Here is a 24,101-nt window from a genome sequence, read left to right as displayed (position 1 = left end):
TATGAAAATAAATTGGGGAACAGGATTGGTGATTGGGATGGTACTTTTTATAGGCTTCATTTTGTTTTTCGTAATAAAAATAAGCACCGATAAAAAGTATGATTACGATTTGGTTACCGAAGAGTATTATAAGAAGGAATTGGTCTATCAAAAGGAAATTGATGACAGAACAAACTCAAATTCTTTAGCGGTAAATATTATAGGTGAAAAAACCGAAGCTGGTTGGATGCTAACCTTTCCCGAAAATCTGGACTATTCCAAGATTACGGGCACCGTTTTTCTATATAGGCCCTCCAATAAAAAACTTGATTTTCAAGAACCTTTACAGCTTTCGTCCAACAGACTTTTGATCCCCGATGAGCGATTGGTAGCCGGACGATGGAACACAATTGTACAATGGAGTTATGATGGAAAGGATTATTTATATAAAAATGAAATAGTTTATTAGTGGATGAGTTGAGAAGTTTAAAAGTTTAGGTTTCATTCAAATTTTGAAAATGTATTAAATTAACCCTTAACCCTTAACCCTTAACCCTTAACGCGTAACGCTTAACGCAGAAACCAGAAACAAAGAAATGCTATATACCGCCCTCATATTCGGATTATTGGGAAGTTTCCACTGCGTGGGAATGTGCGGGCCTATTGCTTTTTTATTGCCCGTTGACAGAAGCAATAATCTGAAGAAAGTTGGACAGATTTCACTTTATCATTTCGGAAGAATAATCGCTTACAGTATTATTGGGTTGATTTTTGGTTTGGTGGGTAAAAGTTTGAACCTTTTCGGCTTTCAGCAGCAACTCTCCATTTTGATAGGTGTTTTGATGCTTGCGGTTATTTTCATTCCACAGAAGAAATTCAATAAATACAATTTCTCAAAACCTATTTATAGAATTATTTCCAAAGTGAAATCGGCACTCGGAAAGGAACTCAAAAAGAAAACGCCAGATACTTTTTTGACCATTGGTTTTTTAAATGGTTTTTTGCCTTGCGGTCTGGTCTATATGGCGGTTTTTGGAGCCATTGCTTCCGGCAATGCACTTCAGGGTAGTTTGTATATGGCAATCTTTGGCTTGGGAACCATTCCATTGATGACTTCGGCCATTTATCTTGGAAATTTTTTAAACGGACAGGTACGCCAGCGCATCCGTCGTGCAATTCCTGTATTTGTAGTAATTATAGGTTGCCTTTTTATAGTTCGTGGTTTGGGGCTTGGCATTCCATATATATCACCAAAACCAATGACGGAAAATGTAGATGCCAATTACAACTGTCATACTGTGATTTCAGAAAACAAAACAATCTATAACCATTAAAATATTCAAATTATGATAAATACAATTCTTCCCTTGGCAAATTGGGGCGTAGGTACCGCAATAATAATCGTTTTCGCAGTTGTATGTGTTGTGCTAAGCGTGATGGTAATAAACTTTGTGATGAAAGGAAAAAAGAAAGGAGAAGAGTAATCAAACCCTTCTGCTCAACTTTTTTAATAAAGATCTGATTATCTCGCTAAATCAATGATGGTCTGTACCGTTTCTTTATTGTCAACACCCAAACCCTCTTGTTGGTGTACCATTTCGCCTTGGTGGTCAAAAACACTTATAATGTTTGAATGTGAAAAATCCATCGGTGAAATTTCTTTGTAATTAACTGCCAACACAGCTGCAAATTCGCGGGTGTCTGCTTCAGTACCTCTTAGAAAGAGCCATTTTTCATCCTCCATTTCATTTTCTTTACTGAAAGCTTTTAGTCTTTCAGGAGTATCGGTTTCTGGATCAATGCTCACAAAAACATATTGTACATCATCCTTCTTTTCTTCGGGCACTTGTTTTTCAATATTGCGCATATCTGCCACCAAACGTGGGCAAGCAGCTTTGCAGGTTGTATAGATCATAACCATAACTACTACCTTTCCTTGCAGCTCTTTCAGTTCAATTTCTTCGCCATTTTGGTTGGTCCAATGGGAGGGAAGGTTATAGATGGACATTTCCGGAATAGCTTCATTCTCTGCCTTTTTTACTTTAGAAGCTGTAATGGCTTCAGCATCTTTTTCTGAATTGTTATTGCATGAAAATAAACCCACCAATGCAATTATAATTGCGATATATCTTAAATATTTCATCTTGCTATTTTTTAGTTTTCAATATCCTTCGCACAACGAAAGCCTAAGTTTTGGGAAGAATAGCGCGCTTTCATACTTCCCCGAAAGGCGTAGCGCATAAAAGCGGCATAATTCATTAAATCTGAAGCTCCTATTGCCGCACTTCCACAGAAGAGGTTGGAATCTTTGTCAACGTCTTTTCGGGATTCTCCCGATATTAATACCGAATTAAAATCTAAAGTCCATTCCCACACCAAACCGTGAAGATCGTAGATTCCCCAATAATTTTTGAAGGTTTCGCCTATAGGGTTTTTAAAGGTTTTTGGGGTTTCGTACCAGTTTAGGATAAACTGGTTGTAGGTTTCTATTCTTCGTGCATCCTGCACTTTTTCATTGGCCATAGCAGCAAACTCCCATTCGTCCATTGTAGGTAACCGTTTGCCTTGACATTCACAATATTTTTTCGCTGCAAACCAGGAAACATTTGTTGCGGGAGCATTTGGAAGCCCTTGGTAGGTCTTATCATCCTTCCAGTTTGTTAAATAACTTTTGTCCGCAAATAAAGTTTTGACATTGCTTTTTTTCCATTGTGGGTATTCTTCCACAAATTTTAAATATTCGGCATTGCTTACGGGATATACATCCATTAGAAAAGGATCAATCTTTACAGTTTGGTCCTCGGCGCCATAAAGAGGAAGATAAACCCCGCCCTTTACTAAAGCCATATTATCATTTTGGGCTGCGACCTCGCAAAATAATAATGAAAAGACTAAGAAAAGGGCAGGGCTATAAAATTTCAATTTCAACAATTTTTATTATTTATTTCTAACGGCTTGTACCATTGCTGGGGTAACTTCTTTTTTAGAGTTGCCCCAACTGTTATAGACATATGTAAGTACGTTTGCTACTTCTTCATCGCTAAGCGCTTGGGCTGTCATTACACTATTGTATTTTTTGCCGTTCACGGTTATTTCACCGGTCTTACCGTGTAATACAATATCAATAGCTCTGTCCACATCAGCATTTAAGTAATCAGATTTTGCCAAAGGAGGAAAAGCACCTTCAATTCCCTGGCCATTTGCTTGGTGACAGGCTGAACAAGTAGCAATATATTTATCTTTACCGAATGTCATGCGCTCTTCAAGGCTTAAGGCTTTCATTTCTTCTTTTGGTTCCTTTTTAGACCCGTTTGGCATAGATTGAATTGCGCCACCTTCTGGTAGATAAATACCATCACGGATTTCACCAGAATAAATTCGCTTGTCTTCTTCGCCTTCTACTTTAAGCATCGCAAGGGCGCCCTTATTGAAAGCTCTGAAAATAGAGTGATCAACAAGTATAAACGTTCCTGGAACATCTACTCGAAACTCCACAATTGCAGCCCCTCCCGCAGGAATTAAAGTTGTTTGTACATTATCATTCACTAAATCGCCACCTTCCACATAAACTTTGTCAAATATTTCTCCAATAACGTGAAATGATGAAACCAGGTTGGGACCCCCATTACCTACAAAGAGACGTACTGTTTCGCCAACTTCCGCGGTTATTGCATTGTCTCCGGTCATTGCGCCTACGCTTCCATTAAATACTACGTAATCGGCATTTTCATCAATGGCTTTCTGCATATCAAACGCTTGTAAGCCTCGATCTCCATATTTACCTTCGGTATAGAAGTCACCTTGCATAATGTAGTATTCTTTATCTACTGGAGGCAAACCACCTTCTGGTTCTACCAAAATAAGTCCGTACATTCCATTGGCAATGTGCATCCCTACCGGTGCAGTGGCACAGTGATATACATAAAGGCCTGGATTAAGAACTTTAAATGAAAACACTTTTTCGTGCCCTGGAGCCACAAACGAAGATTCTGCCCCACCACCAGGACCATTCACAGCGTGAAGATCAATGTTGTGTGGAAGTTTGTTGTCTGGGTGGTTTTTTAGGTGAAATTCTACTTCGTCGCCAACGCGGGTACGGATAAAACTTCCCGGAACGGTTCCGCCAAAAGTCCAATAAACATATTTTACTCCGTTGGTCATTTCGCCTTCGCGTTCTTGAATTTCCAAATCAACGATCAGTTTTTTTGCCATACGCTTTCCTATTGGCGTTGGCACGTTTGGTGGCGAAGTTAGCTCCGCTATCATTTCCTGATTTACGGGAATTTCCACCGTGTCGTTATATTTTTTGTCTGACTGGTCGTTCACGCAGCCCGAAAGAAATGCCACCGCGCCAAGGCCCAGAAGCATATTGGTAATTAATTTTTGTTTGATAACTAATTTCATAGGTTCGGTTTTTAAAATGTGGTTGTTTTATTGGTTATTATTATCAGTTTCTGGTTTTTGCCAAGTGAATAGTACAGGGTCTATGGTCACCATTACCCAACCCCAATTATTTGTATTCTTGTCAAAATTATTTTTTACGATTTCTATACCTTCTGCCGCAAAAAAGTGTGAATACCCAGCTTGGATACCCACGAATTGGCTCAATTTGTGCGAAGTTACCAAATCTAATTCAAAGCCCAAATCTTTTGACGTATTGTCATCTATTTCCGCGGCAGCGAAAAACTGATGAAGCGCCAATTGAACGTTAGACTGTTTATTGAAAGCATATTTCACATTTCCATATAAGTCCAGCAAGCCAACATTGTTGATGTGGTTGCCTACATAGAAGTAATCCATAAACCCATTAAATTTATGATTAGTGCCATACAATGGGTTAAAAGCTTTGTTTTCTCCATCGGAAGGGGCGCCGTAATCATTTCCGCTCTGCAATTCACCGCCTAAGCCAATTTTTAAACTTTCCAATGCGGAATAATTTGCTTCAAGTGAAAGGAGGTAAGCGCTCAAATCATTATTTGCCACGTCCTTCCCGAATTGATAGTAAAGATTTGAGGCAAAATTGAATTTACTCAAATTAGCCTTTAAATGAAGTCCCGCCGTTTGGCTATAGCGCGTATCGTTTTTTGATTCGTCTATTTCGTCTATATATTGCAAGCCATTGTTCACAAATAGGAAGCTCGCCGAAAGTTGCTCCCACTCCTTGTGAAACCATAGATATTGAAGACTTTTATAGGTATTTGTGGTAAGGATATTTCCAGTCAAGGCCTCCCCATCCTGATTGTATGCCGCGCCAAAATGAAACTTCAAAAAGCTGGGTTCATATTTTAAAATAGCGGCATCGTGGCTTCTGCCTTGCTGTGCCCAGCCCACATTTCCGAAGAAACGCTGGTCATCGTATATAATTTCCTGGCGGCCAATTTTTAGGGAAAGCTCTGAAATCAACAAGACATCTGCCCAGGCTTGGTGCAATGAAAATCCATTTTCGTCTGCAACGTTCAGCTGTGGCACATCGCCCCAAACCCTCACGTCCTGGGGACTTAAATAGAAATGAAGCTTTTCGGTTTTGTAACCGAAGTTCAATCGCGTGCGCTGCGAAACGAAGGTCGCGGGGTCTGCATTATCTGGAAAGAGGGTTTTGTAACCGTGCCTGTATTCAAAGCGGGGACGCAATTCGGCGTCAATGGTAAACTGTGAAAATCCCTTGGTGAAACTAAGTATCAGTAGGAAGAGAAACACACTTTTTGAAACCTTCATAAAATGTTTTTTTTGATTTCTGATACAAAGGTCAGGATTGTGTTTGCGGTAAAATATGACGTAAGTCACAAAATGAAAAAAAACTCAATCTTTTGTAAAATTGACTAAACCGTCATTGAAAACAACTGTGTTTCGGGCTGGCTTCGTTGCAGGAGCACATCAAACGCCATGCAGATGTTTCGCACGTAAGGCCTTCCTTTTTCGGTAATCTGAAGTTGATTGGAACCTATTTTTACCAGGCCGTCGTCTTCCATTTCCTTGAGTTTGGAAAGTGCTTCGGGCAGTTCCTCAAATTGCATTGCCTTTTCTTCCCAAGAAGTTTCCAGCTTGCACATCATATTGAGAATGTGTTCGCGGATAATTAAATCCTCAGCATTCAGGATATGTCCGCGATATACAGGAATAATATTTTGTTCCACCAATTCCTGATATTCCTCTACGTTTTTCACATTTTGACCAAAACTGTACCAACTGTCACCAATGGCAGAGACGCCAAGCCCCAGCATGAGTTGGGTCTTGCTATCGGTATAGCCCATAAAATTGCGGTGCAGTTTTTTGCTTTCCACGGCTTGGTAGAGGCTATCGGTTTTAAGGGCAAAGTGGTCCATCCCGATTTCAATATAACCAGCCTCTTCCAGCATTTTTTTGCCGGTTTCGTACATTTCGCGCTTTTCGGAAGCACTGGGCAAATCTTCCTTTTTAAAGCCGCGCTGGCCATTGCCTTTTATCCACGGCACGTGGGCGTAGCTATAAAAGGCAATGCGGTCTGGCATCAATTCCTTGGTTTTTTCTATGGAATAAATAACGTGTTCCTTTTTCTGAAAGGGAAGCCCGAAAATAATGTCGTGGCCTACGGAAGTGTAGCCAATTTCGCGCGCAGTATCGGTTACGTTTTTCACATTAACAAATGGCTGAAGTCTATGAATGGCTACTTGAACGGTGGGATTGTAGTCCTGCACCCCATAACTTACCCGGGTAAAACCACAATCGTACAGTGTTTGTAGATGATCGCCCTTAGTATTGTTGGGATGGCCTTCAAAACTGAAAGAAGGATTTTCGGCCATAGTAGCATCCTTAAAAATTCCTTTAATGAGCAATTTTAAATTTTCGGCAGAAAAAAAGGTAGGTGTGCCACCGCCTAGGTGCAATTCTTTAATGATGGGCCTTGTGGGGAAAAGTTCAAGATAAAGTCGCCATTCCTTTAAAACAGATTCTAAATACGGCGTTTCTACATTGTGGTTTTTGGTTATGCGTTTGTTGCAGCCACAAAAAGTGCAAAGGCTTTCGCAGAAAGGAAGATGAATATAAAGGCTTATGCCTTCTTCTCTATTGCTTTCAGAAAAACTTTTGATTACTCCTTTTTTCCATTCGCTCAAGGAAAAATCGTCGTTTTTCCAATATGGAACTGTGGGGTAACTTGTATAGCGCGGGCCGGGAACGTTGTATTTTGATACTAAACTGTTTTGCATCACTTTATTCTTTGGCGCAAAATTACCTTTGGTTTGGTTTCTATAAAATGACATTTATCACTTGAAATAAATAAAGAACCTAAATATTTCGGTTTTGTTTAGCCTAAAAAAAAAGCACCGAAGATTTCAGTGCTCTCTTTAAAATGTCGGGATGACAGGATTTGAACCTGCGACCCTACGCCCCCCAGACGTATACGCTACCAGACTGCGCCACATCCCGATTTTGAATATCAGAATTTATAATTCCGAAATTGAACGGCAAAAATAACCAAATTATAAAGTTGGACAAATAGAATTTTATTATTGTTGTTACTTAAATTAATTGATAAATTAAACGAAAAGAAATCTTAATAACTTTTAGAGGCACATTCTTTCTAAAGTTGTTATTTTTACCATTGGAAAATAATATTGAAGTAATTACATCATGAGTGAAACAATTGAAAGAATAAAATGCCTTATCATTGGCTCAGGTCCAGCGGGATATACTGCGGCCATTTATGCCGCACGTGCCGACTTAAAACCTGTAATGTACACGGGAATGGAGCCTGGCGGACAATTGACGACAACAACTGAAGTTGACAATTTTCCCGGTTACCCCGAAGGAATTGACGGCCCAACAATGATGGTTCAATTGCAACAACAAGCAGAGCGTTTTGGAACGGAGGTAAGAATTGGAATGGTTACAGCCGTTGAGTTTAGCGATGAAGTAGGCGGTATTCATAAAATTACTGTTGATAACTCCACGAAAATTGAAGCCGAAACCGTAATAATTTCCACTGGTGCTACTGCCAAATATTTAGGCTTGCCAAGCGAACAAAGATTGCGTGGCGGGGGTGTTTCGGCCTGTGCCGTTTGTGATGGCTTTTTCTATAAAGGACAAGATGTGGCAATCGTAGGAGCAGGTGATACCGCTGCCGAGGAAGCCACTTATCTTGCAAACATCTGCAACAAAGTAACCATGCTTGTGCGAAAAAATTATATGCGGGCGTCCAAAGCGATGCAGCACCGCGTTAACAACACCAAAAATCTTGAAGTGCTCTATAACACCGAAGTAGATGAGGTTTTGGGTGAGCAAGTAGTGGAAGGCCTTAGAATGGTAAACAACGCAACAGGTGAAAAGAAAGAAATAGAAATCACTGGATTGTTTATTGCGATTGGGCATAAGCCAAATACTGAAATTTTCAAAGGGCAACTTGAAATGGACGATACGGGTTATTTGATAACTAAAGGAAAATCTACTAAAACAAACAAACCCGGCGTTTTTGCAAGTGGCGATGTGCAGGACAAAGAATACCGCCAAGCCGTAACTGCTGCTGGAACTGGCTGTATGGCTGCGCTTGATGCGGAACGTTATCTTGCTACAATTGAAACGGAAGTAACGGCCTAATAATCTGCTTAAATTTAAAAAAGCCGCTGAAATTGCGGCTTTTTTGTTTTGTATAGTCCGTTTATAATTTCGTAAACGTCAATAATTCAATATCGCCATCTCCGCCACTAACATCTGAAAGTTCGATGGTTGAATTTGTTACAGATACAATATCCCAATCGTCATTGATTTGGTCAAAAGGAGTTTGCTGGCTAAATTGTAAAACCAGTTCTTCACTACTACTGGAAGAGTTGTCATAAGCCCAAGTTCCATTTTCTGTAAAGAGATCATTCTGTGCTACTACCGTTCCATCTTCATTAAAAATGAAAACAAAACTTTCAAAGTCTACTGTATGGTCTGATTGGCCATCTATTAATTTACTAACCTCCCATTCACCTTGTGGCAAAGTGGTTTTAATATTTTCAAATTCGTTGGTATTTACATTGCCAGAGTCATCATCTGAGTTACAAGCCGCAAATATTGTGATTGCTAATACTATAAATAATCTTTTCATATTTTTTTTGTTTTTACCAAAGTTGTAATTTTAGTAGAGAAAACCTCTTAAAATTTTTATAAATCACAAAAGACCTAACAAAGTTTTAGCAAACTGTTAGGCCTTTTTGGCAATTCGGGGCATTTTTAAAATGAAGTATTGTCGATAGCTTTACATTTTATGCACACTGCCCGAATGACTTTTATTTGAATTTACGGAAACAGGGTTTCCATAATAATTTATTTCGCCACCGCTACTAACGTGTGTTTCCAATTTATCCTGTACGTTTACGGTTACTTCGGCCCCACTGGAGGCTTCGGCATTGCAATTTAGCACCAAGAGTTCCTTTGCGTCCAGTTCACTTCCGCTGGAGGCGTCGGCATTGAGAGACGACGCTTTTCCGGAAACTTTTAAATCGGCACCGCTACTGGATTTTGCTATTAGTTCCTGGGCAAAAACTTCTACTTCCAGTTCTGCGCCGCTGCTGCTTTTTAGGTTCAAATTTTGGCTTTTTATTACAGAATTCGCTGTAACGTCGGCGCCGCTGCTGGCTTCCACCGTGTTGAGTTCCTTGAAGGTAACATAAACCTTTTTGGCTTTGGAACGCCCAATATTTTCAGAAGTGGTAACGTGGAGCTTTCCGCCTTCAATATCGGTTTCAATATATTGAAGCAAATTTTCGTCGGCTTCCACTACAATTTTGTTTTCATCTCCTTGGGTAAGGTAAACGTCAAGCCCGGCACTGCCGCGTACTTCCGTAAAATCTGAAGTCACTTCCCGTTCTTGGGTAACTACCTTTCCGTTGCCGTTTTCCCCGGTAGTAATATTTAGGTTACAGGCGCTCAAAATAAGTGCTGCCCCCATTGCGATTATAAAATTTGTTGTTTTCATATCGATTGGTTTTTGGTTTTTAATCTATTGTAATTGTAAGCGTCTCACTGGTATTGACCGAAGCGCTATTTCTATTGTTGAAGCCTTCCTTTACCTCTTCCTCCCAATTTTTATTTTTGATTGTTTTCACACTGTCAACAATCATTTCGGAATTGATGTTTTCGGTTGAGTCCGCTTCTTCCTTCATTTCTTCCTTTGCTTTGCAATCAAGACACTGCACTTCGCTTTTAAGAATTCTGTAATAGTGCGCTTCATTGTCCCAATTGCTCAACTCATCAAATTCTGAATTATATCCATAATAGGAATTTGCGTTCTCTTCAGAATAAATTATCGTGCCTTCGGGTACATAGACTGTTATTTCAATTTGCTGGTCGCGGTATTTGTTTTTGGTATCTGTGATGAAGAAACCGTCGAGAATCAGACTGTTATTTTCAAAAGAATAGTTGTATTCTATTGCTTCCGCACGTTTTTTTGCATCCAAATTATTGTTGCCTTCGGCAGCTTTTTCAATTACAATCTTGCCTATGGAATCTTTTGTGGATTCAACGTTTAATAGAATATCACTCGAATAAATTACCCGTTTATCATCTTCGGTGTATTTTAACTCAAGACCATGTTCACGGCTCACTTCATAACTATATTGTTTGTCGGCGCGCATCGCGATTCGCAATGTGTCTCCGGTACGTACTGCAAGGGTTTGCTCTTCTATGAAGTTCCCGTCGTAAGCTTGTTCGGTTGCCTGCTTTATTCCCAAAACCGCCAAACCAATTACCGATAATGCCCAAACTACAATCAGTAGGATTTTTACGGTAGAGCTCATCGATTTCAGATTGCTAATTAAAAGTTTCAATCCTAAAATGAACAATACAAAAAACGGAATACCAACGGCAAATAGTGATAGCAAAGCAATCAACCACAGAGGTACATTGGTTGTATCAACCAGCGCGATATACTCGGTCAATTCTGAATTGCCCCAAAAATCAATTGAACCAAAGGTGAAAAACCCTACTACAAGCCCAATAATCGTAAAAAGTGAAACGACGATTATCAGCACGCCAACAAACTTGACGAATACTTTAAACAGGGTCATGATTACGTTTCCCAAGCCATCGGCAAAACTGGATGCGCCACTTTTCACTTTGTTGCCGTACTTGTCGTAATCCACGTTTTTTACGCGATCGGCAACGTTGTCAAAACCTTCTTTGAATTTTCGCTCTATGTTTGAAATATTCACCGGTTCGCCCGTCATTTTCAATTTTTCCGAAGTGGTGAGCGCTGGCGGGACCAATATCCACAGCAGGATATACACTACTATGGGGGAGCCCATTCCAGCTACGACCAAAAGTATCCATAAGAGTCTGATCCAAATTGCGTCTATGCCGATGTAGTGTCCAATTCCGGACGATACCCCAGAAATATATTTGTTGTCCACATCACGGAAAAGTTGCTTGTGTGAAGCATTTGCCCGCGATTTAGAATATGCTCCCGAAGACGGAGGAACGTCCTCAAAAATCTCGTCGTCAACTTCATAATCTTCAGGTTGTCCCATCACTGAAATCACTTCGTCAAGATCTTTTAAAGTGACTACCTGTGAAGGGCTTTCAATTTTTTCGGAAAAAAGTTCGCCGATGCGGGCTTCAATGTCCTGCATAATTTCTTCACTACCGTCAGCTCCTTTCAACGATTTGCGGATGGCGTCTAGGTAGCGCGAAAGTTTCCCAAAGGCATCTTCATCTATGTGAAAGGAAGTGCCTGCCAAATTTATATTTACTGTCTTGTTCATTTTGTGTTTTTTTCGCTGGTTACTTTGTTCACGGCCTGTTGCAGTTCTGCCCAGGTATCGTTCAATTCGGTTAAAAATAGTTTACCGGTATCGGTAAGTTCGTAATACTTGCGTGGTGGTCCGCTGGTAGATTCTTCCCAACGGTAAGAAAGCAGCCCCGCATTTTTCAGTCTTGTAAGCAGCGGATAGATTGTGCCTTCCACGACAAGCATTTTTGCGTCCTTTAGGGTTTCAAGAATGTCTGAAGTATATGCCTCGCCGTCTTTCAAAACGGAAAGAATACAGAACTCCAAAACCCCTTTTCGCATCTGTGCTTTTGTGTTTTCGATTTTCATAATTGTTCTTTACTTGTTTTTAATTCTTGTTCGCTATTGATGATGAATGAATAGGGGAGCACACTAGTGGTTTCTTCGCATTGTTGATGAGTCAATGCGCTAACAGTTTCCTGTTCCGTGGGCATGCTTACACCTATAAATTGTAAAATGGCGGCCAATAGGTAACTAACTAATGTGCTCATTTTGAATAGGGTTTTTAAGGTTGGTTTTTATAAATGGAATACTAAATGGATAATTATATAATTGCCCTCGCGAAGCGTGAATGGATGCATTGATTACGGCATAAAGTTCAAAAACAAACAATGCCAGAAGCAATAAAATGGCCAATCCGAACAGTAATATGTAACCTGACAAATTCTGGATATTGTTTATTGAAAATTCCCCTGCATTGTGATCGATGGTCTCAATCAAGGAAATAAAATCCGTTGCGAAAATGATAAAGAAGGGAAGGCATATCAATCCTATTAATATGGTATATACCAAAACACTCAATTGAAAATTGATTGCCTGCTTTCCGTGCTCGTCCACAAAAGCCTTTTCCTTATTGAATGTCCAAATCAATAATGGTGCGATAAAATTCGCGAACGGGAAAAAGTATTTTAAAAAGGTAGATAAGTGTATAAATGCACTTACGTTTTTTTGGTTTTCTGAGATTGTAGTTTCCATTACTTGTTATTTTCTTATGCAAATATATGTCTAAAAGAAGGTATTATGTTACGCATAGTACTATAATTAACATATTTTTAACAAATAGGAAGTGTAGAATATATTGAATATCTTCGTGTATTATTTAAGTCAAAATGAATCTGAGCCCAAGTAAAATCAACACTTTTTTATTGTTTAAATTGCCTTCAGCATATTTTACGGGCGTGCGTGTGAAATCAATTTCTGAAACCACTTGCGTAACGACGGTGAAGCACCGATGGATAAATCAAAACCCGTTCAAATCTATATTTTGGGCGGTGCAGGGGATGGCTGCAGAACTTAGTACAGGGGCAATGGTTATGGCTAAAATTAAGGAAAGCAACAAAAATATTTCAATGCTGGTGGCCAATAATAGAGCTACCTTTTCCAAAAAGGCGAGAGGGCGAATACTGTTCACTTGTATTGATGGTGCTTTAATAAATCATGCAATAGAAAAAACTATTGCTACTGGCGAAGGCAAGACAATTTGTATGAAATCTGAGGGAAGGGATACTACTGGGGATATAGTTTCTACTTTTGAATTTGAATGGACGTTAAAGATTAAATGATTTAATACGCAATCTTTTAAGGGTTTGTAAGCTTTTAATTGCGGTTAACAATTTTTTAACAGAATGAATTAAAGCCCAAACAGAATTTAATTGAAAAAAAATAGTTATATTTAAAACGCATTAATACAAAATATCTTCTGCCTATCGAGAAAAATCTACCTACTTAAATTTTTAACTAAACCTCAATTAGCTATGGCAAGAGCAATGTTTGATTACACCAAAGCTGTACTTTCAAAAGTAAGTTTTGACGTCAATTTGTTTTGCAAGGAGTTGAAAAAAGCGTTAACCAGATTACTTCCTTACGAAGTAGAGGAACTTAAAGTCTGGATTGATTCGCTTATCAAGCAGAACCCCCAATTAAATCAATGTCTAATTTATCTAAACCCATAAAAAAATCCCGCCTTTTCTGGCGGGATTTTTTAGTTAATAGTTAATAGTTAATGGGTTATTTAGTTATTTCACTGATCACTGAATACTGACCTCTGAATAAGTGCTACTTTTTAGTCGGACTTATAATTTTCACATCCTGAAAAGCAATTGCCCCACGAATTACACCAGAAATAATATCGTGCAGCGCATTAATAATCTGCATCTTAAGTTCACTTTTACTATAAATCAAACTCACTTCTCGTGCTGGTGACGGTTCCTTAAAATACTTTAGATTTTTGGTTTGGGATGGTAATAAATCCAAAGTGTGTAAGTAGGGCAGAAGCGTCATCCCCAAACCTTCATCTGAAAGTTTTATAAGGGTTTCAAAACTTCCGCTTTCCAACTGGAACTTATCGTGGTTGTTGTTTTTAGAGGCTTTGCACAGATTTATTATTCCGTCGCGGAAACAATGCCCGTCTTCCAGCAATAATATATCCTCAATGTCAAGGTCATTGGTTTCCAACTTTTCCTTTGAGGCCAAACGATGGTTTTCCGGAATGTAGCCCACAAATGGTTCATAATAAATGGGTCTTTCTTTTATTTTTTCCTGTTCCAGCGGAGTGGCTGCAATGGCGGCATCCAAATAGCCATCGTTAATTTTTGTAATGATTTCGTCTGTGTTCAGTTCTTCAATTTTCAATTGCACCTTTGGGTAACGGTTTGAAAAGCTTTTCAGAAACATAGGTAGCAACGTAGGCATTACGGTAGGAATGATGCCGAGTTTGAAAGTGCCGCCAATAAAGCCTTTTTCCTGGTCCACCACATCCTGCATGCGTTCGGACTCATTGACAATGTTTCGAGCCTGCTCCACAATTTTTTTACCGACGCCCGTAAGTTCAATTGGTTTTTTACTTCGGTCAAAAATCTGGATTTCCAATTCCTCCTCCAGTTTTTGAATTTGCATACTTAGCGTGGGTTGCGTAACAAATGTTTTTTCGGCGGCTTTTGTGAAATTCTGCTGTTCGGCGACTGCCAAAACGTATTTAAGTTGGGTGATTGTCATTGTAAATTATATTTATGCAAATTTACATATTTAATCAATATAATTTATAATGAAAATTTAAAGAAGCCCTCTCGCCTTTATTTCCAAATACTTATTGATGGTATTCACCGTAAGGTTTTCTGGCGCGGTAAGAATGGATTGGATGCCGTATTTATGTAACTCGTTTACGATTAGCTTCTTTTCATAAATGAATTTTTCAGCAATTGTCTTCTCAAAAACTTGATGGGTGGTGGTGGCCTTTTTGTGCATAAAGGATTTCAGTTCCGTATTTTCAAAAAATATAACCACCAAAAGATGCGTTTTGTTGATTGCCTGCAAATACGGCAACTGACGGTGCAGCGCATCCATCGTTTCAAAATTTGTGAAGAGCAAAAGCAGGCTTCGTTGCTTGATATGTCGCTTCACATCAACATATAATCTCGAAAAATCACTTTCCGAGAAATCGGTTTCCACGTTGTAAAGTGTTTCCAATATAAGGTGCATTTGCGCACTTCGCCGTTGCGCGATGACACGGTCGTCCACTTTTCGGGAAAAGGTAAACATACCCGCTTTGTCGTGTTTTTTGAGAACTATGTTTGAAATAACAAGCGTAGCATTAATTGCATAATCCAGCAAACTCAATTGGTTGAAAGGCATTTTCATTACCCTTCCTTTATCGATTACCGAATAAACCGGCTGCGATTTTTCATCCTGAAATTGGTTCACCATCAAGCTGTTTCGTTTTGCGGTGGCTTTCCAGTTTATGTTCCGCACATCGTCGCCCGAAGTGTAATCCTTTATTTGCTCAAACTCCATGGTATGGCCAATTCTTCGGATTTTTTTAAGTCCGAAAAGTTTTAGTCGATTCGTAAAAGCAATAAAATCATACTTTTTTAGCTGAAGAAACGAAGGGTAATTTGGCACCATCGCTTCCGCGGAAAACTGTTGTCTTCGGGCAACCAATCCCAAAACCGTAGAGGAAAAGATATTCAGATTTCCGAAGTGGTATTCGCCACGCTCCGTTGGCCGCACTTGATAGGTAAATTTCTTTTCTTCGGAAGCATTCAAAATAGCTTCAATCTTAAAATCGCGAATCTGCCATTGAATGGGCAATTCGTCAATAATCTTTACGGAAGTTTTAAACTGAAACCTATTTACAACCTTAATTTCAATGGAATTATCATCACCGTTGGAAAGCTTTTCGGGCAGTATTCGCTGTGCCTGAATTCCAGTTTTATTTCGATACAATAAGAAAATATCGAAAACAAGAAGCACCAAAAGCAAATAAAATAAAAGCTTAACCACGCCAAACAATTCTTGGAAGAAGTAAGAAAACACAAACATAACCGCCAGCGAGAACAGCACGCTGAAAAATCGTTTTTTTAGGTATAGGCTTTTAAGGAATTTCTTCACTTTTTAAAATTTGTTTCTGGTTTCAGGTTTCAGGTTTCAGGTTTTAAATGAATTGGGTCTTTTCCCCTCGGAATTAGGTCTTGCACCTTCCGAATTGGGTCTTTCACCTTCGGAATTGGGTCTTGCGCCCTCCGAATTACGTCTTGCACCTTCGGAATTGGGTCTTTCACCTTCGGAATTGGGTCTTTCACCTTCGGAATTGGGTCTTGCACCTTCCGAATTGAGTCTTTCACCCTCCGATTTAATTCTTGCACTGCCAGAATTTCATCTTTTGCTGTCATAATGAGGTCCTGCTCTTCTTTAATTATATCTTTTGCTTCAATAATTACATTTTTCCCTTCGATAATCAGATCTTTTAGTTCTTGAATTGCAGGTTACAACCTCATTTATATATACTATCGCGGAATTTCGATGGTTTCAATGATCTGTTGCACCACTTTATCTGCCGTTATTCCTTCCATTTCGCGCTCTGGGGTTAGCATAATTCTATGTCTTAGTACCGAAGGGGCTATTTTTTTGATATCGTCTGGGGTTACAAAATCGCGACCGTTTATTGCTGCCAAAGCCTTGGAAGCGTTCATAATTGCTAAGGACGCACGTGGTGAGGCACCCAAAAATAGATTTGCGTTGGTTCGCGTATTGTCCACAATTGCTGCGATGTATTTCAGCAAATTGCTTTCAATAATTATTTGTTTAATGGTGTGTTGGTATTCGGCAATTTGTTTTGCGTTCAGTACTTGTGTCACGCTATCCAAGACGAAAGCATCCTTCCGATGGTGCTCGTTTTCAAGAATGTGGATTTCTTCTTCCAAAGTGGGATAGGGCACATTTATTTTAAAAAGAAAACGGTCCAATTGCGCTTCGGGCAGGGCGTAAGTTCCTTCCTGTTCCACAGGGTTTTGGGTTGCAAAAACCAAAAATGGCGGTTGCATTTTATATTCGGTACCGTCCATGGTTACTTGGCGCTCTTCCATAATTTCAAAAAGTGCAGCCTGTGTTTTTGCTGGCGCACGGTTTATTTCGTCAATCAAAACGATGTTTGAGAAAACGGGACCTTGCTTAAATTCAAACTCGCTTGTTTTTACGTTGAAGATTGAAGTTCCCAAAATATCGCTCGGCATCAAGTCTGGCGTGAACTGGATTCTGCTGAAATCTACCGCCAAGGTTTTTGCTAACAGTTTTGCGGTCAAGGTTTTTGCAACGCCCGGTACGCCTTCAATAAGCGAATGGCCGTCGGTGAGTATTGAAATGATGAGCATTTCCAGCATATCGTGCTGCCCAACGATTACCTTTCCGAGTTCGGCTTTTATTTTTTGAACGGCTTCCTGCAGATTTTTTAAATCGATTCGCGCGTTGAATTCCAACGGATTTTCCTGTGTTTCTTCCATAATTTTATAGTCTAAATGCTTCTATTTGCTTGTTGAGTTCCAGCAAATCGGCTTCGCTGTGGACTGATTTTTCTTTTAAATGTTTTATTAAGTGCATCAATTTCTGGGTTTTTTCCAACGTATTTCCGCTTTTCAGGGCCAATTTTTTGATGAAATCTTCCGTAATTTCATTTGTGTTCACATAGTATTTTGAGCGAAGGGTTTCCAAAAAATAAGTAATCTTCTTCGCTATAATATTGCTGTAATCTTTATGCTGAAAATACAGGTCGCCAATGGTTTTGGTGAATTCAACCGAAGTATTTTCCAACGGCTCAATAACTTCCACAATCCGCTGTTCCCTTTTTCCCTTGAAAAGTACAAAAATCAATAATCCGCCAATCAGAACATAATATGCCCAAGTGAGCGGCGCTTGGTCCAAAACAAACCGCATGGGCGATTCCACGACTTTTCGTCCAGATTTTAGATACTCATCCCAATAAATTTTATCGGTATCAATGTATGAAAGTACGTTGGCGGCGTATTGTTCGTTACCTTTTAGCAGATAATAATTTGAAAAAGCTTCGGGTAGGTTGTGCAATAAAAACTGTCCTTTTCCGAAGTTTACTTTCACATAATTCAAATCTCCCAATGCACTTTCGGCATTTTCATAATATCCCAGGGCCGTGGTTTTTAAGGTGTCAATTTCGTTAAAGGAAGCTTTAAAAACCCCTTTTTTGAAGGCAGGAAGTGAATCTTGTTTTAACGATGGCGAGAAGAATTTCGGGCGAATTTCTTCTTCCAAAATATTGTAATTGGCCGTGGATTCGATGCCCAGGGAATCCCGCAGCATGTAACCAATGTTGCGGGAAGCGATAAACACTGTGTTCCCGTTTTCTACATATTTTAAAATTTCATCGGTCTGTCTTTCATCAAAGAATATTTCGTCATTGATAAAAATATAGGCCGAATTTTGCGCATAGGTGCTGTCCGTCAAAAACTCGTAGGGGTCTTTGGCAATCTTTTCTATTTCGGCATTTTTGAATAGGGAAGGGGCTTCCTCACATAGCACGAAGCCGCCGAACGGAATTTTATCAGCCGAAGTGTAACTGACGCGCCAATCGATAGGTTTTGGGCGCACGAGCTCCGTAATCACGATGCCCAGCAACGCGATTCCGAAAATCCACAGTACCCTTTTTGAACGTTTATCCAACATTTTTCAGGTTTTGGTTCAGTCGTTCAAAATCTTTTTCGGCGTTTTCAAAACCGGTCTTGTCCAGCGCATATTCGCCGTACCAAATATTGTCGTAGAGATAGGAGGTTTTTTTGAAGTTTTCCTTTAAGGTAATATTCTCAATTTCGCGGTAATAATCACTGTTGGTTTTTTCAAAATGCCAATCGATGATGTTGTTCAGCGACAGTAATTTCAGTGATTTAAGATACATATAGCGAATCGCCAAACGGTAATTTTCTTCCTTTAGGGCATTTTTTATGTAGCTGTCCAGATCTATATTTTCAATGTGTTCCTCCTGAATATTGAGCGGCGCTACCATTTTGCTTTTTCTGCTGAAAAATGACGAGGCATTATCGCCCACGAGCAATTTCACCAAAATATAAATGGCGAAAACGATAAGCAAAATGTACACTATGATTTTTATGATTTGGTAGGCTTCTGGCGAAAGATGGATACCAAAAAACTCACCCATTCTATTGAAAAACCAAGTAATTGCGCGACCCAAATAGTTTTCTGCCTCGCCTTCCATTGTGTCGTAATCGAAATCGTTTCCGGAATATTTCTCACTTAAATTTTCTGGGAAATGTTTAGGTGCAAGCTTACTGCTGTCAACGGCCACAGTAAGACTGTCCACATCTGCGGCTGTGGCAGAGAAGAAATTGAAAAGGAAAAAAGATATAAAAAGCAATTTATTCACCGGCGCCAATGTTTTCGATACGCTCGCGCGTGGCTTCGTTATAGGTTTCTTCGTGAAGGGAGTAGTATAGAATTCCGTTCACAAATTGTATCATAGACTGGTTGAGGGTATAAAGAATCAATAATAGTGATAGGGCAAGCGTCCAAACCACGTTGGCTCCTGCCGAATTGGCTAGATCTACGCCGGTATCCAAAGAGTGAAAGGCATAGACGCCAATCAAAATGCCGGGAACCATCATTACAACCATCATCAAAATACCGAGCAACATCCCTATGACCAGATTTGAGAGCACACTTTTCCAAAAGAAACTTTTCATAAGTTTCCAGCCTTCCCCGAAAGCATCTGTTACATCTTTGTTGTCATTTATCATTGCCATAAAAGACAGACCCACCCAACTGGTGTAGGCCAAAACAATTAGATAATATGCGAAGGTTCCAATTATAGGTATAAAACCTAAGATAATTCCAGCTATCATTGCGATCACGTAACCAAAGACCATTAAGATTATAAAGAGGATTATTTTTCCGAGGTTTTGTTTTACCGTCTCCCAGACTTTCTTTTTTTCTACAATAGCACCCCTGTTTTTTTCGTACTGCATTACGTAAACAGCAGCAAGGCTATAGTTTAGCACGGCTGTAATTATGTAGAGAATAAAAAAGCCCATAAACCCCAAGCCTAACATCATAAAATAACCGGAATTGTCACTTTCAATTCCATAGGTGTTGGAAGCATTATAGGCACCTATAAAACCTGTAACCATTAAATAGCTTACGCCCAAAAAGCCCAGAATAAAAAGACCGTTATAGCTGATGAAGATATTTAAAAATGGTTTGAAATTCTGTTTAAAAAACTCAAAGTAGGTTGTTATCATTTCGCCTACATCGCGTTGCTGTTTAAGCTGAATATGTTTGTCTTGCATGCTTTTTGTTGAGGATAATTGGATAAATAACGTAATAAAAAATAATAAGCGCCAAGGAAGTAAAAATAATGGTCATTGCCAACCAAACGGGCATATTGCTGTAACGGGTTATAAACCCTTCGATAAACCCGGCAATGATGAAAAAGGGAATGGTGCTGACTACAATTTTAAGACCGTCCTTTGCGCCTTTCAAAAATGAAACTTTCCGTGAATATGTTTTTGGGAAAAGAATGCTGTTGCCCATTACCATTCCCGCACAGCCCGCAATTACGATTACCGAAATCTCAATGGTACCGTGCAACCAAACGCTCTTAGAGGCTTCGAAAAGAAGGTCGCGGTTGTAGAAAAAGGTGAAAAAGGCCCCGAGCATCACGCCATTGCTGAATAATATGTAGGCCGTTCCCAAAGAGGTAATCACGCCAAAGGCATACGCCAAAAACGCCACGCGAATGTTGTTGATGGTAATTCCCAGAAAGGTACCTATTTCACTTCCGCTTTTATAAATAGCGGTCGGGTCGCCTTTTTCAATATTATTCAAGGTTTCATTTACGTAACCATCGCCAAGTATTAACCGAACGAATGAATCATCGTTTACTGCGGAAATGGCGCCAATTGCCGTGGCTGTAGCGAACAGCAAAAATGAAAAGAGCAACATACGCTGATGCTGGCGGAAAAACAGCGGAAACTCGTATTTCCAAAAGCTCACAATGCGGTTTTTGGTTTCTTTTTTATTCTTGTAAATCTTTTGGTGCGCTTGTGAAGCCAACGAATTTAAATACTGAAGTACCTTGCTATCAGGGTAATAAGTTTGCGCATAGGCAAGGTCGTTAGTGAGCTGAATGTAATGGTCCGCAAGCTGGTCTGGACTTATTTTTGAATTAAGTGTGATTGCTTTTTCAAATGCAATCCATTTTTCCTTATTTTGCTTGACGAATGCCGCTTCGCGCATCTTCTTAAATTTTCGATAAATATAACCACTTGCTTTTACATGGCAAACTTAGAAATCAATACTACCCAAAACGTAAATCTGGATTATAAGATAGTAAGTGTGGGCGAGCGTATTTTGGCTTTTCTTATAGACCTTTTCCTGTTTTTTGCGTATTTCTATATCGTAGAATTGGCCACCGAGGCAATGAATATGGCATTCAGTGATAATTGGACTGTTTTTGGGCTTCAGCAATTGTTGCTCTTGCCGGTAATGTTCTATTCGCTTTATATGCACATCCTTTTCAACGGAAGGACCGTAGGAAAAATGGCGATGAAAACCCGCGTGGTAAAAGTGGACGGAAGTCCCGCGCGCTGGAGCGATTATATGGTTTTGTGGATGCTCCGGTTGGTAGATATCTGGATTTTTTTGGGTTCCATTGGCTTGCTTTCCATTATTTTTTCAGACAAGAGACAACGCGTTGGCGACCACGCTGCAGGAACGGTTGTAATAAGTACAAAAAGTAAAGTAAAAATAAGTCATACCATTTTGGAAGAAATTGCAGACGACTATCAACCCAAGTTTTTGAACGTAACCAAGTTGACCGATAAAGATGCCCGTCTTATAAAGGAAACCTATCTCATCGCCATTAAATCAAATGATTTTAAAACCTTGAACGCGCTTCGGAAAAAAGTGGAAAGCGTTTTGGAAACGTCTTCAGATTTATACGATAAACAATACATAGATACCGTTTTGCGCGACTATAACCATTTTACACAGAACATGTGAAGCTGATATTACTCATAGACATCTTAGGGACCATCGCGTTCGCCATTTCTGGGGTACTTACCGCCCTCAACAAACGCTTGGACCCTTTCGGAATTTTGATAATTGCCTTTGTAACGGCTGTTGGCGGTGGAACATTGCGCGATATTCTTATTGATGCAAACGTAGCATGGATGCGCAACCTTACCTATGTTTATGTAATTTTTGGTTCTACAATTTTTGCAGTTATTTTCAGAAAAAGGCTAGGTTACATTCGTCGTTCACTGTTTTTATTTGACACTATTGGTATTGCACTCTACACTATCGTTGGGGTAGAGAAGGGCATCGCGGCAGGTTTTCATCCTATAATTTGTATTGCTCTAGGAACAATGACAGCCTGTTTTGGAGGTGTGCTGCGCGATATACTTTGTAATGAAATCCCCATCATCTTCAGAAAGGAAATTTATGCAACGGCCTGTATTTTGGGAGCTTCTGCATATTTCTTATTGCACAATACTCCAATTTCTGAAGATTTTATAGTTATAATCTCTGGTTCAATTGTAATTATAGTTCGGTTGCTAGCGGTATATTTCAATCTTTCCTTGCCGAGTATTTATAGGAAGGATGAGTTGTGAGTTTAAGTGTTTAAAGGCTTATGAGTTTAGAAATTAGTAGGAAAAATAATATATTGCCGCCAAAAGTAATTCGCCCAAAATCTTTTATATGAAAAAACTTTACATTTTTCTTTTTCTTTTAGTCTGTGGTTTTACTAATGCGCAGATTGTGAATATTCCTGATGCGAATTTTAAAAATGCACTGTTAACCACGTATTGTGCAGATTTTAATAATGATGGTATTTGGGATGGGGACGCTGACACCAATAATGACGGAGAAATTCAAGTTTCTGAAGCACAAGCGGTATATCAATTATACCTTAACGATCAAAATATTGCCTCACTAGAGGGAATACAAAGCTTTATAAACGTAGAATGGTTAAGTTGTAAAATCAATAATTTATCTTCTTTGGATTTATCGCAGAATACAAAATTGAAGTTTTTTGATTGTGATGATAATGATATTCAAAGTTTGGATTTTGCCCAAAATCCTGCACTTATAACTTTAAGATGTAACAATAATCAGTTGACTAGTCTTAACGTAACCCAAAATTTAAATCTGGAATCATTAGGGGCGGCCGTCAATCAACTTACCAATCTAGATGTGAGCCATAACAGTAAGCTTAATCAGTTGGTTTTAAACAGTAATAAGTTTACAAACATAAACTTATTGAACAATCCACTTTTGAGAGTTTTTCGATGTATTGAAAACCAAATTACAGAACTCGACTTTACTGGAAATTCGGCTTTGGAAGTTGTTTATTGTGGCTTTAATTTACTAACCACTCTCGATTTTAGCCATAACCCTTTGCTTGAAATTGTGTATTGTGTTGGCAATACCATTACCGAGATTAATGTATCACAAAACCCTAATTTAATGAGTTTGGATTGTGCCATGAATAATATTATAGAGTTGGATTTTTCGCAAAATCCAGCGTTGGAACTATTATCCTGCTATGATAACAATCTTACGGTATTGGATTTGTCTTTACAGAGCAATCTTGTAGGTTTATACTGTTTCGATAATCAAATAAAATCATTAAATATCAAAAACGGAAACAACATTAATATGGATAGGATGTTAGCCTATAACAATCAGCTCACATGCATTCAAGTTGATGACGTAAATTATGCATATAGTCAAGTTTGCGAACAACAGAACTATTTTGGTTGGTGCAAAGATGAAATTGCTAGGTATAGTGAAAATTGTCTATTAGATATCAGAGACTTAGCAACCATAGATTTTCAATTATTCCCCAACCCAGCAGAAAATATGTTGAATATCCAATCAACCGAAAACATTGAAAACGTAAAAATCTATTCTACTCAAGGATTTTTGGTAAAAGAAGTTTATTCAAAATCCATTGATGTTTCACAGTTGAGCGCAGGGATGTATTTTGCTCAAATAACTTTAAACGGAAAAAGTTTCACAAAGAAATTTATTAAAGAATAATTGGATAAATTCCGAAATTTCT

At 39.0% G+C, this 24,101-nt stretch carries 28 protein-coding genes and 1 tRNA gene; 10 read left to right on the top strand and 19 right to left on the bottom strand.

Translation table 11 applies throughout. From position 1 onward, the window contains the following. The first annotated feature begins 1 nt into the window (after position 1). The 3 genes from AC58DT_RS00945 to AC58DT_RS00935 all read left to right on the top strand — a co-directional run bounded on the left by AC58DT_RS00945 (position 2) and on the right by AC58DT_RS00935 (position 1,463). A complete protein-coding gene (locus AC58DT_RS00945) occupies positions 2-448 on the top strand; it encodes a FixH family protein (protein ID WP_497214887.1) in 447 nt (148 codons plus the stop codon). Between the two features lie 127 nt (positions 449-575). Then, on the top strand, positions 576-1,313 hold the full coding sequence (locus AC58DT_RS00940) for a sulfite exporter TauE/SafE family protein (protein ID WP_497214886.1): 738 nt from the start codon (positions 576-578) through the stop codon (positions 1,311-1,313). Positions 1,314-1,325: 12 nt separating this feature from the next. Further along, positions 1,326-1,463 (top strand): hypothetical protein, encoded by a 138-nt coding sequence (locus AC58DT_RS00935; RefSeq protein WP_497214885.1) that lies wholly within the window; start codon positions 1,326-1,328, stop codon positions 1,461-1,463. Between the two features lie 38 nt (positions 1,464-1,501). On the opposite strand, the gene AC58DT_RS00930 is transcribed toward AC58DT_RS00935, so the two are convergent. The 6 genes from AC58DT_RS00930 to AC58DT_RS00905 form a co-directional block, all read right to left on the bottom strand. Then, complete coding sequence (locus tag AC58DT_RS00930; protein ID WP_497214884.1) at positions 1,502-2,122, bottom strand: SCO family protein; 621 nt, start codon at positions 2,120-2,122, stop codon at positions 1,502-1,504. Positions 2,123-2,133: 11 nt separating this feature from the next. Beyond that, the gene (locus AC58DT_RS00925) at positions 2,134-2,826 is read right to left on the bottom strand and encodes a formylglycine-generating enzyme family protein (protein ID WP_497214882.1); all 693 of its coding nucleotides are present in this window, start codon (positions 2,824-2,826) and stop codon (positions 2,134-2,136) included. 90 nt (positions 2,827-2,916) lie between these two features. After that, on the bottom strand, positions 2,917-4,383 hold the full coding sequence (nirK, locus tag AC58DT_RS00920; protein WP_497214881.1) for a copper-containing nitrite reductase: 1,467 nt from the start codon (positions 4,381-4,383) through the stop codon (positions 2,917-2,919). Between the two features lie 27 nt (positions 4,384-4,410). Beyond that, positions 4,411-5,694: an alginate export family protein gene (locus tag AC58DT_RS00915; RefSeq protein ID WP_497214880.1), complete on the bottom strand. Its 1,284-nt coding sequence runs from the start codon at positions 5,692-5,694 to the stop codon at positions 4,411-4,413. Between the two features lie 104 nt (positions 5,695-5,798). Then, positions 5,799-7,163: an oxygen-independent coproporphyrinogen III oxidase gene (hemN, locus tag AC58DT_RS00910; protein ID WP_497214879.1), complete on the bottom strand. Its 1,365-nt coding sequence runs from the start codon at positions 7,161-7,163 to the stop codon at positions 5,799-5,801. 146 nt (positions 7,164-7,309) lie between these two features. Beyond that, positions 7,310-7,383, bottom strand: a tRNA-Pro gene (locus AC58DT_RS00905). A gap of 204 nt (positions 7,384-7,587) precedes the next feature. On the opposite strand from AC58DT_RS00905, the gene trxB reads away from it, so the two are divergent. Beyond that, positions 7,588-8,550 carry a thioredoxin-disulfide reductase gene (gene trxB, locus AC58DT_RS00900; RefSeq protein ID WP_497214878.1) on the top strand — a complete coding sequence of 321 codons (963 nt, stop codon included), beginning with the start codon at positions 7,588-7,590 and terminating at the stop codon, positions 8,548-8,550. 61 nt (positions 8,551-8,611) lie between these two features. On the opposite strand, the gene AC58DT_RS00895 is transcribed toward trxB, so the two are convergent. The 6 genes from AC58DT_RS00895 to AC58DT_RS00870 form a co-directional block, all read right to left on the bottom strand. After that, the gene (locus AC58DT_RS00895) at positions 8,612-9,043 is read right to left on the bottom strand and encodes a hypothetical protein (RefSeq protein WP_497214877.1); all 432 of its coding nucleotides are present in this window, start codon (positions 9,041-9,043) and stop codon (positions 8,612-8,614) included. A 150-nt stretch (positions 9,044-9,193) separates the two neighbouring features. After that, positions 9,194-9,913, bottom strand: coding sequence for a head GIN domain-containing protein (locus AC58DT_RS00890; RefSeq protein ID WP_497214876.1), 720 nt, complete (start codon positions 9,911-9,913; stop codon positions 9,194-9,196). Positions 9,914-9,932: 19 nt separating this feature from the next. Beyond that, a complete protein-coding gene (locus AC58DT_RS00885; protein ID WP_497214875.1) occupies positions 9,933-11,696 on the bottom strand; it encodes a PspC domain-containing protein in 1,764 nt (587 codons plus the stop codon). Next, positions 11,693-12,031: a PadR family transcriptional regulator gene (locus tag AC58DT_RS00880; RefSeq protein ID WP_202335656.1), complete on the bottom strand. Its 339-nt coding sequence runs from the start codon at positions 12,029-12,031 to the stop codon at positions 11,693-11,695. The genes AC58DT_RS00885 and AC58DT_RS00880 overlap by 4 nt, the downstream gene beginning before the upstream one ends. After that, positions 12,028-12,213: a hypothetical protein gene (locus AC58DT_RS00875; protein WP_497214874.1), complete on the bottom strand. Its 186-nt coding sequence runs from the start codon at positions 12,211-12,213 to the stop codon at positions 12,028-12,030. Before AC58DT_RS00875 ends, AC58DT_RS00880 begins: the two co-directional genes overlap by 4 nt. Continuing rightward, the gene (locus AC58DT_RS00870) at positions 12,197-12,697 is read right to left on the bottom strand and encodes a DUF4870 domain-containing protein (RefSeq protein ID WP_497214873.1); all 501 of its coding nucleotides are present in this window, start codon (positions 12,695-12,697) and stop codon (positions 12,197-12,199) included. The genes AC58DT_RS00875 and AC58DT_RS00870 overlap by 17 nt, the downstream gene beginning before the upstream one ends. Positions 12,698-12,831: 134 nt before the next feature. Here AC58DT_RS00870 and AC58DT_RS00865 point away from each other — a divergent pair, with 134 nt between their 5' ends. Further along, positions 12,832-13,284, top strand: a complete 453-nt coding sequence (locus AC58DT_RS00865; protein ID WP_497214872.1) for a DUF4442 domain-containing protein — start codon at positions 12,832-12,834, stop codon at positions 13,282-13,284. Between the two features lie 192 nt (positions 13,285-13,476). Further along, a complete protein-coding gene (locus AC58DT_RS00860; protein WP_045079953.1) occupies positions 13,477-13,674 on the top strand; it encodes a hypothetical protein in 198 nt (65 codons plus the stop codon). 103 nt (positions 13,675-13,777) lie between these two features. Here AC58DT_RS00860 and AC58DT_RS00855 read toward each other — a convergent pair whose 3' ends face one another. Both AC58DT_RS00855 and AC58DT_RS00850 read right to left on the bottom strand, forming a co-directional pair. After that, the gene (locus AC58DT_RS00855; protein WP_497214871.1) at positions 13,778-14,716 is read right to left on the bottom strand and encodes a hydrogen peroxide-inducible genes activator; all 939 of its coding nucleotides are present in this window, start codon (positions 14,714-14,716) and stop codon (positions 13,778-13,780) included. A 57-nt stretch (positions 14,717-14,773) separates the two neighbouring features. After that, positions 14,774-16,108 (bottom strand): DUF58 domain-containing protein, encoded by a 1,335-nt coding sequence (locus tag AC58DT_RS00850; protein ID WP_497214870.1) that lies wholly within the window; start codon positions 16,106-16,108, stop codon positions 14,774-14,776. A gap of 10 nt (positions 16,109-16,118) precedes the next feature. Here AC58DT_RS00850 and AC58DT_RS00845 point away from each other — a divergent pair, with 10 nt between their 5' ends. Beyond that, a complete protein-coding gene (locus AC58DT_RS00845) occupies positions 16,119-16,391 on the top strand; it encodes a hypothetical protein (RefSeq protein WP_497214868.1) in 273 nt (90 codons plus the stop codon). 112 nt (positions 16,392-16,503) lie between these two features. Here AC58DT_RS00845 and AC58DT_RS00840 read toward each other — a convergent pair whose 3' ends face one another. The 5 genes from AC58DT_RS00840 to AC58DT_RS00820 are packed head-to-tail and all read right to left on the bottom strand — an operon-like array spanning position 16,504 to position 21,271. Beyond that, positions 16,504-17,496, bottom strand: a complete 993-nt coding sequence (locus AC58DT_RS00840; protein WP_497214867.1) for an AAA family ATPase — start codon at positions 17,494-17,496, stop codon at positions 16,504-16,506. 4 nt (positions 17,497-17,500) lie between these two features. Next, positions 17,501-18,688 (bottom strand): DUF4350 domain-containing protein, encoded by a 1,188-nt coding sequence (locus tag AC58DT_RS00835; RefSeq protein WP_497214866.1) that lies wholly within the window; start codon positions 18,686-18,688, stop codon positions 17,501-17,503. Further along, a complete protein-coding gene (locus AC58DT_RS00830) occupies positions 18,678-19,403 on the bottom strand; it encodes a hypothetical protein (protein ID WP_497214865.1) in 726 nt (241 codons plus the stop codon). The genes AC58DT_RS00835 and AC58DT_RS00830 overlap by 11 nt, the downstream gene beginning before the upstream one ends. Further along, a complete protein-coding gene (locus tag AC58DT_RS00825) occupies positions 19,396-20,322 on the bottom strand; it encodes a hypothetical protein (protein WP_497214864.1) in 927 nt (308 codons plus the stop codon). Before AC58DT_RS00825 ends, AC58DT_RS00830 begins: the two co-directional genes overlap by 8 nt. Beyond that, positions 20,297-21,271 (bottom strand): stage II sporulation protein M, encoded by a 975-nt coding sequence (locus tag AC58DT_RS00820; RefSeq protein WP_497214863.1) that lies wholly within the window; start codon positions 21,269-21,271, stop codon positions 20,297-20,299. Before AC58DT_RS00820 ends, AC58DT_RS00825 begins: the two co-directional genes overlap by 26 nt. A gap of 39 nt (positions 21,272-21,310) precedes the next feature. Between AC58DT_RS00820 and AC58DT_RS00815 the strand changes: the two genes are divergently transcribed. From AC58DT_RS00815 to AC58DT_RS00805, 3 genes are all read left to right on the top strand, one after another. Beyond that, positions 21,311-22,036 carry an RDD family protein gene (locus tag AC58DT_RS00815; RefSeq protein ID WP_497214862.1) on the top strand — a complete coding sequence of 242 codons (726 nt, stop codon included), beginning with the start codon at positions 21,311-21,313 and terminating at the stop codon, positions 22,034-22,036. Continuing rightward, the gene (locus AC58DT_RS00810) at positions 22,033-22,647 is read left to right on the top strand and encodes a trimeric intracellular cation channel family protein (RefSeq protein WP_497214860.1); all 615 of its coding nucleotides are present in this window, start codon (positions 22,033-22,035) and stop codon (positions 22,645-22,647) included. Before AC58DT_RS00815 ends, AC58DT_RS00810 begins: the two co-directional genes overlap by 4 nt. Before the next feature lie 88 nt (positions 22,648-22,735). Beyond that, positions 22,736-24,079, top strand: a complete 1,344-nt coding sequence (locus tag AC58DT_RS00805) for a T9SS type A sorting domain-containing protein (protein ID WP_497214859.1) — start codon at positions 22,736-22,738, stop codon at positions 24,077-24,079. The last annotated feature ends 22 nt before the right edge of the window (positions 24,080-24,101 follow it).

The organism is Aequorivita sp. CRS11, from assembly GCF_059693805.1.
The sequence above is the reverse complement of the archived record's forward strand: the minus strand, read 5'-3'. Positions and strand labels throughout refer to the sequence as shown.